Below are 14033 nucleotides of genomic sequence, written 5' to 3' on the forward strand. Positions count from 1 at the left end.
CGCATGGATTCGGGTGACGCCGATCACACCTCCGAGGTGACGGTCCGTAGGACCGGCGGTGACGTCGCGGCCCTGGATCGTCGACGAGGCGCAGCGGCAGCCCTGCCCCTGAGCGAGATGTCCGACGACGAGCTGGCGGCCGCGGCGGCCGTCGGCGATCGCGAGGCGTTCGCCGTGCTGGTCGCCCGGGTCTCACCCGGACTCCTGCGGTATCTGCGCCGCATGGTCAGCGATCCCCCGACAGCCGAGGATCTCGCCCAGGAGACCCTGCTTCACGCATGGAAGAGCCTGCCCGACTTCGGTTTCCGGAGCTCGTTTCGTACCTGGATGTTCTCCATCGCACATCGCCGGACCGTCGACCACCATCGGCGCCGTCGTGACGTGCCCACCGACGAGGGCCGATTCGCGGAGCTGGCCGATCCCGCCCCCCTACCTGCCGAGCAGGCCGAGCACTCGTCGCTGGTCGATGCCCTTCGGCACGAGTTGACCAACCTCCCCCCGACGTCCCGGGCCGCCTGGTGGCTGCGCGAGGCCGAAGGACTGTCCCTCGACGAGATCGCACGGGTGTTGCAGATCAGCACCGGCTCGGTCCGTGGCCACCTCCAGCGCAGCCGCCGATACCTGTCGGCGCGCTTGGCCCCCTGGCGCCCCGGCCCGCCGCCCGACACCGTTCATCGCGGCCGCGGGCCGAACGAGGCCGGACACCACCGGAAAGGAGCGCAACCGTGAACGATCTACACGTCGACGACGAGCACTCCGACGAGACCGACGCCTGGCTGGTGGAGGCAGGCCGTCGGCTCGACGAGCCGACCGGCGACGTCCAACGCCTGATCGATGCGATCTCGGCAGACCTCAGCCGTGTGCGTCGACCCGCACGAACGCTGACCAGTGACACCCCGGGCGTCGCGGTGAGCGACCGGATCATCAAGCAGCTCTTGTCGATCCGCATCCGGTCGACCCTCGGGCGGCTCGTCGTGTTCGTCGCGGTCGACGGCGAGGCCGACCTGATCGACGGCATCCGGATAGGCCTGATCGCCCGGTACCACGACGAATTGCCCGCGCGCTCCGAGGATGTCCGGGATGTGGTGGACGACGTCCTCGTCGCCGCGCTCGGTCGGCATACGACCGCCACCGCACGGCAGAACATCACCGTGCGGTGGCAGGACGTCTACACCCGGGAATGGCTCACCTGACAATCGGTCGAGTGAACTGTCAGCGGCGGCCTGCACTCCACGCGTACGGCAGATCGGCACCGTTGAGTACGTGATCGCCGATGGCCTGCAGCTTGTAGATCAGGGGATTGTGCACCGAGATGGTGCGCGCGTTGCGCCAGTGCCGATCAAGACGCAGCGACTCGGACGTGATCGACGCTCCCCCGACCTCGAACAGCTGCGTCGTCGCATCGAGGACCGTGGAGATCACGGCCTGCTGCGCGCGCGCCACATCGAATTCGACTCGATCCAGGAGCTGCTCGTCCTGCCCGCCTGCGGCGAGGAGTTCGTCGAGCTCCGCGGCGATGTCCAGGACGAGCGTGCGCGCCGTGTAGGCCGACGACGACAGCCGACCGATCACCTGCTGCACCAGCGGATCGTGCCGGGGCCGGTCGGCGGGCGCATGGGTGTACGTGCGCGTGCGATCACGCACCCAGGCGGTGGTGTCGTCGAGGGCGCGCTGGGCGATCCCGGCCAGCACGGCGAGCTGCACCAACTGGAGATACGAGGTCGCGTAGGTCCGGCCCCCGACTCCGTAACCAGGACCGAGGATCTGGTCGGCCGAGACCGCGACACCGGCGAACTCCGTTGTGCCGCTGGCCGTCAGACGCTGGCCGAAGCCTTCCCAGTCGTCATGCTGGGTGACCCCCTCCGCATCGCCTGCGACGAGCACCGAGACCCGCTCCCCGTCCCGGTCGGCAGCGACCAGGATGTGGTCGGCGTACAGACTGCCGGTGCTGTAGTACTTGGTGCCGTCGAGTCGCCAGGAGTCACCGTCGGCGGTGAGCCTGGTCTGATAGCGATCGATCGCGCCGACGCCCGGTTCGGTGATGGCATTGCCCACGAGCGTCCCGTCGGCGACCGCCCGCAGCCACCGTTCACGGGTGACCGCGTCCGAGGACAACAGCTGATCCTCGACGAACGACCAGTGCACCCGCAGAGCCTGCGGCAGATTCGATTCGGCACCGGCCAGATCGATGAGCAGACGGAACAACTGGCGCACCGATGCGCCGAGGCCGCCGAACTCGACGGGCACCCGAAGTGCGCCGAACCCGGCCTCGTTCAGCCATCCGACCTCGTCATGGGCCAGACGTCGATCCACCTCGCGCGCCACCGCGCCCTCGGCGATCCGTGCAAAAACGGGCGAGAAGATTTCATCGAGCTCGGCATCTGTATACGAGCTCCGGTCGGCAGTCGCGGTCACATGCGCGGTCACAGGGGTACCTTTCCTCGGTGCAGGTCGATCGGCGTGCACAGTCTGGTCGCCGACGACCCGCACGAGAAGTCTTCCGCGCTGCGTGACCTGAATCCGAGGCCGTCTCACCGGCCCGCCGAGAACGACGCACCGCGACACGACGCGCCGAGGCTCTCCCGGCCGGCAGGTTCAGTCGACAGCCGGGCCGGCGTCCCGGATCTCGTCCACCTTGCTCATGGCTTCGCGCAGCTCGTCGAGCCACGAATCCGTGTGCTGCCCGACGAGTTTCACGCACCACGACAAGGCGTCCGCGCGACTCCTGGCCACCCCGGCGGCAACGAGCGTGTCCAGAACCTGCCGTTGCGGTTGGCGCAGCCTGGTCATCACCGGCACTGCGAGATGGGTGAACAGTTGCGATGTCTCGCCACACCGAACTCCCCACGCCACCTTGCGGTCGAACCGATGCTCGGCCTCCCGGGCCACCTCGATCCGTTGATCGCGCGTCGATTCCCGGAATCGGGCGATACGGCCGGCCTCCGCCTGCCGCACCGCCGCCGGGTCGGCCCCATCGTCGACGTCGGGCGGGCCGATCGTGCCGATGACAGTGATCTCCTCACGATCAACCCGCACCTCAGGCGCCGCGGTGAAGAGGCCGTCGGGAAGTCGTCCCGTCAGCCAGCCGGCCACGGAGGTCTCGGTCTCGGTCATGTCGACTCCCTCGTCAAGCGCTGCCACGATGGTGATTACTTGTAATCAACGTTAGCTCGTAATCATCGCCGTGTCACCGGAGTGGAACATGTTCGGGGGTCGGTGCACCGACCGACGACAACGGGTGGATTAATGGATCCCGCACACTGCCATCGATCAATGGTCAGATGGCCCGTCGTCCGAACGTTGTCCCGGAAGGTCATCCGATGCCACGATCCGCTCACCTGTCCGAACTCGACCCGAACACCCCGGTGATCGTGGGTGTCGGTCAGGCCTCCGAGCGGTTGAGCGACACCGGCTACGAAGGGTTGAGCGAGGCCGACCTCGCCGCCCGCGCGGTCCAGGTGGCACTGACCGACTCCGGGGTCGCGGCACCAACCATCGCGGCCGAGATCGACACGGTGGTCGCTGTGCGAACCTTCGAGGAGTCGAGTCCGCTCTCCACCTCGCCACTCGGCCGACACGACAACATGCCGCGCGCAGTCGCCAAGCGGATCGGGATGGACCCCCGACGCGCGGTCGTCGGGGTGACCGGCGGGCAGAGCCCCCAGAGTCTGCTGACCGAGTTCGCGGCGGAGATCCAGGCCGGACGGTCCACGGCCGCAGTACTCTTCGGCGCCGAGATCATGTCGACTGTCCGCCATCTCATGTCGACCACCCCGGAGGACCGACGACCCGATCTCTCCGAACAAGTGGGCGGTCAACTCGAGGACCGCGGCTACGCGATCGCGGGCCTCACCTCACACCAGGAGGCCAAGCACGGACTCATCGCGCCGATGACGCAATATGCCGTCCTGGAGAACGCGCGCCGCCATCGACTCGGTCTCGGCCGCGAGGAGTATGCGCGCACCATGGGCGAGTTGTTTGCGCCCTTGTCACGGATCGCGGCCGGTAACCCCCATGCCGCCGCGCCGACGGCGCGCAGCGCCGACGAACTGGTCACCGTGGGCGATGACAACCGCGTGGTGGCTGATCCGTTCACGCGCCTGCTGGTCGCTCGCGACCAGGTCAATCAGGCCGCCGCCGCCGTGATCCTGTCGGTCGGCCAGGCCCGGGCGCTCGGCGTCGACCCATCGCGGTGGGTGTTCCTGCACGGGCACGCCGACGTCCGCGAGCAGACCCTGATGAAGCGCCCGGACCTCAGCACCGGGCCGGCTGCCGCGGCCGCGGTCCGCCACGCCCTCGACGTCGCCGAGATCGGCCTCGACGACGTCTCGTTCGTCGACATCTACAGTTGCTTCCCGATCGCGGTCTCCAACGTGATCGACCCACTCGGGATCACCGCGGACGATGCCCGCGGGCTGACCCTGACCGGCGGCCTCCCGTTCTTCGGTGGCCCAGGGAACAATTACTCGCTGCACGCGATCGCCGAGGCCGTGGATCGGGTCCGTTCGGCGCCCGAGACGTACGCGTTGGTCGTCGCCAACGGCGGCATCCTCAGCAAGACCTCGGTCGGCGTCTACAGCGCGCGGCCCGCTGCGTGGCATCCGGCGGATTCGGCCGGTGTGCAGGAAGAGGTCGACAGCGCGCCGACGGTCCGGCCCGTCGACTACGCCGACGGTCCCGCGACCATCGAGACCTACACGGTTGTCCCGGGCAAGGACGGCCGCCGGAAGGGCATCGTGATCGGTCGCGTGGCCGACGGCGCGCGATTCGTCGCGAACGTCGATGACGACGACGACGCGATGTTCGACGCGCTGGCCGCCGACGATCCGGTGGGTACGGAGGTCTACGTCCGATCGTCGGCGAGCGGCAACCGGGTCTTCACCAGCCGCGCCGCGATGGTCCGCCGCCACCCGCCGACGGCGCCGGCATTCCGTGCTCAGTACGAACATGTCGAGATCCGACGCGATGGTCACCTCCTCGAGGTCACAATCAATCGGCCCGACGCCCGCAATGCGCTGAATCCGGCCGCCAACGCCGAGCTCGACGCGGTCTTCGACGCCTACTTCGCCGACCCCGAACTGTGGGTGGCCATCCTGACCGGCGCAGGCGACAAGGCGTTCTCCGCGGGCAACGATCTCGCCCAGACATCCGGCGCGGGACTGGAGGTACCGAAGAACGGATTCGCCGGCCTCACCTCGCGACGCCATCGGCCCAAGCCGGTCATCGCGGCCGTCAACGGCCATGCGCTGGGCGGCGGGTGCGAGATCGTGCTCGCATGTCACATCGCCGTGGCCGATGAGCGCGCCACCTTCGGGCTGCCGGAGGTCAAGGTCGGTCTCGCGGCGGTCGCCGGTGGCCTGGTCCGGCTGCCCGCGGCGGTCGGCGGCGCCCTTGCCCGCGACATGATCCTGACCGGACGACGTCTCGACGCATCCGAGGCCATGTCGGCCGGATTGGTGAGCAGGGTCGCGCCTGCCGGCGGGGTGATGACGCTGGCCCGCGCGGTCGCCGACGAATTGCTGACGAGTTCGCCCACGGCAGTGCGCGAATCATTGCGGGCCATGGAGTCCGCCGCGGTGATCCCTGACGAGATCGACGCCATCGACGCCACCTCGACCGCCCTCGACAGTCTCCTGGTCAGCCAGGACACCATCGAGGGCATCACCGCCTTCGTGTCGAAACGATCGCCGCGCTGGACGGGTCGCTGAGCACCCGCGTGCTCCCCGCCTCCCCGCTCTCCGAGGGTTAGGATCAGCGCGACCGACGAGAGGCTGGCAATGACAGTTGAGCAATCCGACGCCGATCAGACGCAGAGGTGGTCGATGCCCCGCGGCACAATCGTGCTGCTCTCGATCACCGGGCTGATCGTCACCGTCGGCGGGATGAAGGTGGTCTCCGGCCTCGTCGGCCCGGTCTTCCTCGCGCTGATGCTGACCGTCGCCGTCCAGCCGATCCCCGCATGGCTACGCCGCAAGGGATGCCCGGCGTGGCTCGCCTTCATGGCAACGCTGCTGGCTGTCTACGGAATCTTGTTGGTGCTCTTCGGTTCTCTGGTCTTCTCCATCGCCAGACTCGCGACGATCCTGCCCGAGTACTCCGACAAGTTCCAACACCTGCTCGACAACTTCCAGAAGTTCCTCACCGACCACGGGGTCAGCCAGGAACAAGTACACAACATGATCTCGCACATCGACCCGGGGAAGGCGATCGGCTACATCGGCGATGTGCTGGAGAGCACGCTGTCGGTCGCGTCGGCGTTGATCCTGGTGATCACCGTGTTGCTGTTCATGGCGGCGGATGCGATCTCGTTCGACAAGCGGATCGCGGTGTTGCGCGGTCAACGTGCCGACATCGCAATGGCTTTCAGCAGCTTCGCACGGGGGACGCGCAGCTATCTGCTGGTGTCGACGGTGTTCGGCCTGATCGTGGCGGTCCTCGACACCGGCGCGCTGTGGCTGCTCGGGGTACCGCTGCCGATCCTATGGGGTCTGCTGTCGTTCATCACCAACTACATCCCCAACATCGGGTTCGTCATCGGTGTCATACCACCTGCCCTGCTCGCCCTGCTCGACGGTGGCGTGGGACAGATGCTGCTGGTGATCGTCGTGTACAGCGCGATCAACATCGTGATCCAGTCGGTGATCCAGCCGAAGTTCGTCGGTGACGCAGTCGGTCTGTCCACCACGCTCACCTTCCTGTCATTGGTGTTCTGGGCGTGGGTGATCGGACCGCTCGGTGCCATTCTCGCCGTCCCGCTGACCCTGATGTCGAAGGCCCTGCTGATCGACATCGACCCTTCCACGCGCTGGGTGGATGTCCTGCTCGCGTCGTCGGCGCCGAAGGATCAGCCGACACCTGCCGACGAATCCCCCGACCCGCCCGACGAGCCCACCGGCTCCGCAGGCCCCGGGACGAGCGGTCCCGACGATCCCGGAAGCGCCGATTCCAGCGGGACTACTCAGCCCGCCTGAGTAATCACACGCATCCGCCCGGGCTCGACTGCTGGGAATCTGATCGTCATGAGCACCTCGAACGAGATCCCCCAGACCGTCACCACCGCCGCGTTCTACGCCCAGGCCGCCATCGCCTTCGGGGTCAGCCTCGCGACCGCGATCGTCGGCATCCTCTACCTCCCCCTCGACCCGTGGCAGCGGGGCTTTCTCGCAATCACGCTTCTGTTCCTCACCTCGAGCACGTTCACGCTCGCGAAGGTCGTCCGCGATCGGCAGGAACAGACGACGGTCCGCGCCCGCCTCGACGAGGCGCGGATGGACAAGATCATGGCCGACCACGACCCCTTCAACCGCGTCGCCTGAGCATCACCCCGCCCACCGCCCGGATCCCGTCTCCGACCTCGCGTCGCGACACGGGATCCGGGCATCCGGCTTTCCTGGCACGGGCGCCCTGACGTACATTCGACTGAGAACATATATTTGATAGGCGGCGCCCACGGAGTGGTGCAGCGCAGACAGGGGTGACACTTCGATGGACATGACGTGGTCGGATGCCGACATCGCGTTCCGCGACGAGGTACGGGAGTTCCTCGAAGCCAACCTCACGCCCGAGTTGCGTGCCGCAGGTCGTTTGAGGACCAGCGTGTATGCCGATCACGAGGCGTCCATGGCCTGGCAGGCCATCCTGCACGAACGTGGCTGGGCCGCACCTGCGTGGCCCGTCGAGTACGGCGGCTGCGACTGGACCCTCACCCAGCACTACATCTTCAGCCGGGAGTCCGTCCTCGCCGGCGCACCTGCCCTGTCCCCCATGGGTATTCGCATGGTCTCCCACGCGATCATGGCCTTCGGTACGCAGGAGCAGAAGGATCACTTCCTGCCCGGCATCCTCGACGGCAGCGTCTTCTTCTGTCAGGGCTACTCCGAGCCGGAGGCAGGCTCGGATCTCGCGTCCCTGTCCATGGCCGCGGTCAGCGACGGCGACGACCTGGTGGTCACCGGCAGCAAGATCTGGACCACCCACGCGGCAGAGGCCAATTGGATCTTCTGCCTGGTCCGGACGTCGCGGCAGGAGCGCAAGCAGCAGGGCATCACCTTCGTGCTCATCGACATGCGCTCGCCGGGTATCGAGATCCAGCCGTTGGTGATGGCGTCGGGCGAACAGATCCAAGCACAGGTGTTCTTCGACGGCGTGCGAGTGCCGAAGGCCAACGTGCTGGGCAGCATCGACGACGGCTGGACCGTCGCCAAGTACCTCCTCATCTTCGAACGCGGCGGTGGCGCGGTCGCGCCTGCACTCCAGGTGATGTGCGAGCACATCTCCGAGCGTGCCGCCACCGTGACCGGACCGTCGGGGGTGCCGCTCATCGAGGAGCCGGCGTTCGCGGCCAAACTCGCGGACGCACAGATCCGGGCCAAGGTCCTCGAGGTGCTCGAGTACCGTGCCCTCGCCGCGATGAGTTCGGGCGGCGACGCCGGTTCGGTGGCGTCGATGCTGAAGATCCTGGGAACCGAACTCAGTCAGCACATCACCGAACTCGACCTCGAGGCGGCCGGTCCACACGGCCGGGTCTACCAGCCACACGCGGCGGTACCCGGTGGGCCGATCGCGCAATACGAGGCACCTGCCGACGGCTACGTCAGCGGAGAGACCTGGCAGGCGGTGGCTCCGTTGCACTACCTCAACGACCGTGCGGGATCGATCTACGCGGGCAGCAACGAGATCCAGCGCAACATCCTCGCCAAAGCCGCCCTCGGACTCGGTTAGAAAGCAACGGAGCAACTCACGTCATGGACTTCACACTCACCCCCGAACAGCAACTGCTCCGCGACGGCCTGACCAAATACCTGGCCGCCCGCTACGACCTCGCGACGAGCCGGGAGGTCGCCAAGGTCGGCGCCGGTTGGCAACCCGAGATCTGGCGTTCCTTCGCCGATGAACTCGGCGTCATCGGCGCCTGCCTGCCCGAATCGGTCGGCGGTGACGACGGCGGCCCGGAGGAACTCATGGTGGTCACCGAGGCGCTCGGATATGCCCTCGTCATCGAGCCGTTCGTCGATTCGGTTGTCCTCGGCGCCCGTCTGCTCGCACGTACCGGTTCCGACCGTGCGCTCGCCGTCGCAGCGACGATCGCTGCCGGGACAGGAGTCTCGGCACTCGCGACGATCGAGGACGGCTCGGGCGGAATGCTCCATCATGTCGCCACCCACGCCGAACGGTCCGGGGACGGCTGGATCCTCAACGGCGCCAAGGCAGTGGTCACGTCGGCACCGATCGCCGACCACCTGATCATCACGGCACGGACCTCGGGTGACGTCCGCGACCGCGACGGTTTGTCACTGTTCCTCGTCGACCTCGGCGGCGACGCGGTGCCCGACGGCCTGTCCATGAACACGGTGCGCACGATCGACGATCGGCGAGCCGCCGACATCACCCTGACCGATCTGCGGCTCGACGCCGACTCACTCATCGGGCCAGAGGGCGCGGCTCTCCCCCTCCTCGAGCGGGCGTGGGACGAGGCGACCGCGGCGGTCGTCTCGGAGGCCGTCGGCGCGATGCGAAAGGTCCTCGACGACACGGTCGAGTACGCAAAGCAGCGACAACAGTTCGGGGCCCCGATCGGAAGCTTCCAGGCACTGCAGCACCGGATGGTCGACATGTACATCGAGCTCGAACAGGCAGTGGCCGCACAGTATTACGCGATCCTCACGCTCGATGCACCGCCGGCCGAGCGAGCGGCCGCGGTATCGGCGGCGAAGGTGACGATCAGCCGGGCGGCCCGCTTCATCGGACAGAACGCCGTCCAGCTGCACGGGGGCATGGGCATGACCGAGGAGCTGGCCATCGGCCACTTCTTCCGCCGACTCACCGCGATCGAGTACGAATTCGGTACGGCCGATGCGCATGTGGCCCGCTTCGCCGCCGCGACGCGCGGCTGATCACTCGATCGCCCTACGCAGCAACAGACCTCGCGGCCGCCGCCCTGATCATCGGGGCGGCGGCCGCGAGGTTGCGATCGTGGTCGGCGATCACCCGGGCCGACGCGATCGCAGCATCAGCACCCCGATGGCGATGATCGCGATCCCGCGGGGCGCTTCGTAGAGGAATCCCGAGAGCCCTTCCACCGCGGGAATCGGAAGCATGAAACCGACCATGCCGACCAGCGTGAGCACTCCGATCCACAGCGGGACCGCCCGGTTCCGGATCAGGCTGGCGCCCAGCAAGCCCATGCCGGCGAGCATCACCAGACCTCCGACGGTGTTCAGCAACTCGAAGGCGGTTGTCCCCAGCATCGAGTCGTCGTCGGCGATGAGCCTCGCCGTATCCGGATCGTGCGCAAACGGGTAGGCGACGAAGAGTTCGACGATGAGGTGGCCGGTGGCCGTGACCAGGTTGCCGATGAAGTAGGCGACGACTCCCACGAATCCGCCGACGCCGACACGGGGTGCGAGCCACGCGTACATGCCCGGCAGACCCAGTAGCAGGAGCGTCGTCCCCACACCCAGGAGAATCTGCGCCCAGGGCGCACCGGCACCGTGGAGCGCGTCCACCGAGTGTGCGTTGCCATCGACGATCGGATGCAGTGTGCCGCCGACGATGCAGGCGGCGCCACCGGTCGCCAACGCGGCGCCGGTGAGTCGGCGCAGGGTCGGCCAGGTCGGTGACCGGAACGGGCCGGGCGTATCGAACGCCTCGACGTGATGTGGTGCATGAAGGTGAGTTGTATCTGTCATGACATCGAGCTTTCCGGGCACGCCTGGTGTTAGCCTTGTGTCCGGCTGGTGCGCATATCGGCACCACATCGGACCAGGTCAAGCCGCTTCTCGACGAACTCGGCCGACCCCGGAACCATCGGGACGGTGTACGTGGGAGCTAGTGATCCGCACATCCCGATCCGCGTTCTCGGTCCACTGTCGGTCACCGCCGCGGACGGCACCCCGATCGCCATGACCGCTCGTAAACACGCGGAACTCGTGACCATCCTCACGGTCGAACGCAGTGCGTGCTCCCCCGAGCGCATCGCCGATGCCCTCTGGCGTGGGAAACCTCCGCGCTCGGCAGCCGGGACCCTGCAGGGCTACATCTCGCGACTCCGAAAGCAGCTCGCCCCCACCGGGTCGGTTCGCATCGACACCGAGCCCGCCGGCTACGTCCTGCGGTGCGACGGCGCCGCCACCGACCTCGACGTCCTCGACAAACTCGGCCAAGAAGGTCTGCAAGCGATCCGTTCCGACCCGGCCGTCGGCGCCGACCTGCTGCGCCGGGCCCTCGATCTCTGGCGCGGCGAGCCACTGGCCGAGATCGCGGACATCGCCGACTACGAACCAGAACTCGTGCGGCTCGACGAGATGCGTTCCGAACTCACCGAATCCGCTGCCGACGCGTTTCGGACGGTCGGCGAGCACCGTCGGGCCGTTGCGATGCTGACCCCGCTGTGCACACGTCACCCCTATCGAGAAGGCGCCGCGCGGTCACTGGCGCGCGCTCTGCGCGAGGACGGCCGGACCGCCGACGCCCTCGCCGCGATCCGCAGACTGCGACGAATGCTCGCCGACGATCTCGGTCTCGACCCGAGTGACGAAACCATCGCGCTCGAATCCGAACTGCTCGACCCGTCCCGGTCCATCACCGGTGAGGGTGCCACCGAACGACCCGCTCCCGACCGGCCCCGCCTGATCGGGAGGGCCTCCGAAGCCGCTGTGCTCGACCGGGTCTGGGATTCCGGTGCAACACGGCCCGCCGGAGTGCTCGTGTTCGGTCCGTCGGGAATCGGGAAGACCGCGCTCGTCGAGGACCTCATCTCCCGTCACCACGCGGCCGCACGCCGATTCATCGGCAGGCCGGTGGGCGGAGGCCGGGTCTTCGCAGCGATCGACGACCTGTTCGGCCTGCAGGTGGCAGGGGCGGGTGCGCACACGGTTGCCGGCGACATGTCGTCACAGATCTGGTCGGACATCCATACCCACGGGCGGTCGGTCCTGCTGCTCGACGACCTGCAATGGCTCGACGTCGACTCCGCACAGCTGCTGGCCCGGGTCTTGTCCGGCATGCCGAAGACACCGATCACAGTGGTCGCCACCGGCCGCATGTCCGACGACACGTGCGCGCAGATCATCCGGGCAGCCATCGGCCGCCACGGGCTCGTGACGGATCTGACGGTAGGCGAACTGAGCGGCGCCGACCTCCGCAGACTCGTGGACGAGAGATTCGAGAATCTCGGCGTGGCGCCGACAGTCGACCGGGACGACCTCGCCGCGCAGAGTCTCGGCAGCCCGTTGATCGCGAACCAGATCTGTGACGCAGTCGCGCTCGGCGCCACCCTGGACCCTCGACATCCTGCCCGCACCGCGGTGGCCGCCCGCCTCGACGAGCTCACCCCGGAGGCACGAACCCTGATGACGGTCCTCGCCGTCGCGGGCGGCCGTCTGTCGGCCTCCGTACTCGCCGAGATCGGTGGTGGCGTCCCGGCCTCGGTCGTCGACGAGCCGCGTGGCCTGGGACTGGTCGAGATGTCCACGGATGCGACGCTCACCGTCGCCCACGACGGGGTGCGCGAGGCAACGCTGGCGAGATCCTCACGAACGGAGCAGGTCGACGCCCACGCCTCGCTTGCGGCCGCCCTGGAAGCCGCAAGTCCGGAGGATCGGGAGTCGATCGCCGTGCACCTCGCCGAATCTGCCACCGATGTGCAGACCACCGAACGCGCCGCGCGAGCCTGTCGGGATGCCGCGCGGGCGGCGATGGATTCGGATGCCGACCACCGGGCCCTCGAACTCGCGCGGCGAGGTCTCGCCCTGAGCACCACCGACGACCTTGTCGTCGATCTCAATCGGATCGCCGGGACGGCGGCGATCCGCGTCGGCGATTTCGACAGTGCCACGGCCTCATTCGATACCGCCGCACACGTGAGCCGAGGTCACCGGGACTGGCCCGCTCTCGCCGACACGGCACTCCTGTCGTCTCCCCAAGGGGTGGCGGGCTACTGGTCCGGGTTCGGCGTCATCCAGTCCGCGTATCCACCACTTGTGCGAGAAGCATTGGCGCACAGCGAGAATCTCGATCCTGCCATTGCGGCCCGACTACAGGCGGGTGAGGCGGCACGGCTGAGCGTTCTCGGGATGCCGGGTGCCCAGGACCACCTGGCCGCCGCTCAACTCGCGACCGGCTGCGATCCGTCGGTCGACTACGAGATCGCGCTCGCCGATTTCCTGCTCCGGTGGGAACCCACCATGCTCGAGGAAAGGCGCAAGATCGCAGCGACGCTCGACACGCTCTCGGGCGGAGATGTGAACCGACGTGCGACCGCACTGCATCTTCAACGCGTCTGCGCGCTCGAGGCCGGGGATCTCCGCATGACTCGCAGACTCTCGCTCGATTTCGCGCGGCTGGTCGACAGCCGCGACGGCACCGATCTGCACACCATGCAACTGTGGTGGCAAGTGATGCTCGCACTCCTCCGCGGCGACTACGCCGCCAGTCGATCACTCACCGAACGGTTCTCCACCGTCGTCGGCGACCTCTCCGAGCGTGCGCGCATGCTCGGAGAGGCCTCGATGGCGACCAGCCGCTCCATCGAGGCATGGCACCACGGCGCCCTCGCCTCGATGCTGGGCACATTCGACACGCTGGTCGACGAAGTCGACGACGACTTCGCCCTGGTCATCGCGCTCGGCTCGGCCGAGGCAGGTGACCACGAGCGGGCGCTCCGCGTCGCAGGCGAGCTCACCTCCGACGCCGCGTACTGGAGTGGTTCTCGCATCGTCGCCCGCGTACCCCTGCTCATCGAAGCCCTGTTCGCGATCTCGAGGGATCCCGACCACGTGTCAGCGGCACGCGAGATCTGCGGCCGCCTGAACCATCTCGTGTCGGACTGGTCATCGGGGCTGATCGTCCAGTGGCCAGGACTCGTGTGTCTCGGACCTGCCGTGTTGTACCGCGGGACAGCCGAGGCGATCCTCGACCGGGACGGCACGCCTGACCTCCGCGAGGCGGTGCGGGTGGCCCGTGACGCGGGGGCACTGCCCTACCAGGCACGTGCCCAGCGGCGACTCGATCAACTGACGGCCACCCGGCCGTGA

At 67.9% G+C, this 14033-nt stretch carries 11 protein-coding genes; 8 read left to right on the top strand and 3 right to left on the bottom strand.

The window, feature by feature from the left end; genetic code table 11:
- Positions 1–117: 117 nt before the first annotated feature.
- Positions 118–729 carry an RNA polymerase sigma factor gene (locus IDF66_RS02470; protein WP_190266272.1) on the top strand — a complete coding sequence of 204 codons (612 nt, stop codon included), beginning with the start codon at positions 118–120 and terminating at the stop codon, positions 727–729.
- A complete protein-coding gene (locus IDF66_RS02475) occupies positions 726–1193 on the top strand; it encodes a hypothetical protein (protein WP_190265603.1) in 468 nt (155 codons plus the stop codon). The genes IDF66_RS02470 and IDF66_RS02475 overlap by 4 nt, the downstream gene beginning before the upstream one ends.
- Positions 1194–1212: 19 nt before the next feature.
- Here the strand turns inward: IDF66_RS02475 and IDF66_RS02480 are convergent, their stop codons facing one another.
- Both IDF66_RS02480 and IDF66_RS02485 read right to left on the bottom strand, forming a co-directional pair.
- Positions 1213–2427 (bottom strand): acyl-CoA dehydrogenase family protein, encoded by a 1215-nt coding sequence (locus IDF66_RS02480; RefSeq protein WP_190265604.1) that lies wholly within the window; start codon positions 2425–2427, stop codon positions 1213–1215.
- 168 nt (positions 2428–2595) lie between these two features.
- Positions 2596–3114, bottom strand: coding sequence for a hypothetical protein (locus IDF66_RS02485; RefSeq protein ID WP_164308968.1), 519 nt, complete (start codon positions 3112–3114; stop codon positions 2596–2598).
- Positions 3115–3320: 206 nt separating this feature from the next.
- On the opposite strand from IDF66_RS02485, the gene IDF66_RS02490 reads away from it, so the two are divergent.
- From IDF66_RS02490 to IDF66_RS02510, 5 genes are all read left to right on the top strand, one after another.
- A complete protein-coding gene (locus IDF66_RS02490) occupies positions 3321–5708 on the top strand; it encodes an acetyl-CoA acetyltransferase (protein WP_190265605.1) in 2388 nt (795 codons plus the stop codon).
- A 69-nt stretch (positions 5709–5777) separates the two neighbouring features.
- On the top strand, positions 5778–6971 hold the full coding sequence (locus IDF66_RS02495; protein WP_223309093.1) for an AI-2E family transporter: 1194 nt from the start codon (positions 5778–5780) through the stop codon (positions 6969–6971).
- Between the two features lie 48 nt (positions 6972–7019).
- A complete protein-coding gene (locus IDF66_RS02500; protein WP_164308965.1) occupies positions 7020–7316 on the top strand; it encodes a YiaA/YiaB family inner membrane protein in 297 nt (98 codons plus the stop codon).
- A 169-nt stretch (positions 7317–7485) separates the two neighbouring features.
- Positions 7486–8721 carry an acyl-CoA dehydrogenase family protein gene (locus IDF66_RS02505; RefSeq protein WP_190265607.1) on the top strand — a complete coding sequence of 412 codons (1236 nt, stop codon included), beginning with the start codon at positions 7486–7488 and terminating at the stop codon, positions 8719–8721.
- Positions 8722–8744: 23 nt separating this feature from the next.
- Positions 8745–9893, top strand: coding sequence for an acyl-CoA dehydrogenase family protein (locus tag IDF66_RS02510; protein WP_190265608.1), 1149 nt, complete (start codon positions 8745–8747; stop codon positions 9891–9893).
- 90 nt (positions 9894–9983) lie between these two features.
- Here IDF66_RS02510 and IDF66_RS02515 read toward each other — a convergent pair whose 3' ends face one another.
- A complete protein-coding gene (locus tag IDF66_RS02515; RefSeq protein WP_190265609.1) occupies positions 9984–10688 on the bottom strand; it encodes a hypothetical protein in 705 nt (234 codons plus the stop codon).
- A 126-nt stretch (positions 10689–10814) separates the two neighbouring features.
- On the opposite strand from IDF66_RS02515, the gene IDF66_RS02520 reads away from it, so the two are divergent.
- The gene (locus IDF66_RS02520) at positions 10815–14033 is read left to right on the top strand and encodes a BTAD domain-containing putative transcriptional regulator (protein ID WP_317628558.1); all 3219 of its coding nucleotides are present in this window, start codon (positions 10815–10817) and stop codon (positions 14031–14033) included.

The organism is Gordonia hankookensis, from assembly GCF_014673215.1.
In the GTDB taxonomy this organism is placed as follows: domain Bacteria; phylum Actinomycetota; class Actinomycetes; order Mycobacteriales; family Mycobacteriaceae; genus Gordonia; species Gordonia hankookensis.

Coding starts and splice junctions, on each gene's coding strand:
- IDF66_RS02470 (WP_190266272.1), top strand. CDS start 118: ATGTCCGACGACGAGCTGGCGGCCGCGGCGGCCGTCGGCGATCGCGAG.
- IDF66_RS02485 (WP_164308968.1), bottom strand. CDS start 3,114: ATGACCGAGACCGAGACCTCCGTGGCCGGCTGGCTGACGGGACGACTT.
- IDF66_RS02490 (WP_190265605.1), top strand. CDS start 3,321: ATGCCACGATCCGCTCACCTGTCCGAACTCGACCCGAACACCCCGGTG.
- IDF66_RS02495 (WP_223309093.1), top strand. CDS start 5,778: ATGACAGTTGAGCAATCCGACGCCGATCAGACGCAGAGGTGGTCGATG.
- IDF66_RS02500 (WP_164308965.1), top strand. CDS start 7,020: ATGAGCACCTCGAACGAGATCCCCCAGACCGTCACCACCGCCGCGTTC.
- IDF66_RS02505 (WP_190265607.1), top strand. CDS start 7,486: ATGGACATGACGTGGTCGGATGCCGACATCGCGTTCCGCGACGAGGTA.
- IDF66_RS02510 (WP_190265608.1), top strand. CDS start 8,745: ATGGACTTCACACTCACCCCCGAACAGCAACTGCTCCGCGACGGCCTG.
- IDF66_RS02515 (WP_190265609.1), bottom strand. CDS start 10,688: ATGACAGATACAACTCACCTTCATGCACCACATCACGTCGAGGCGTTC.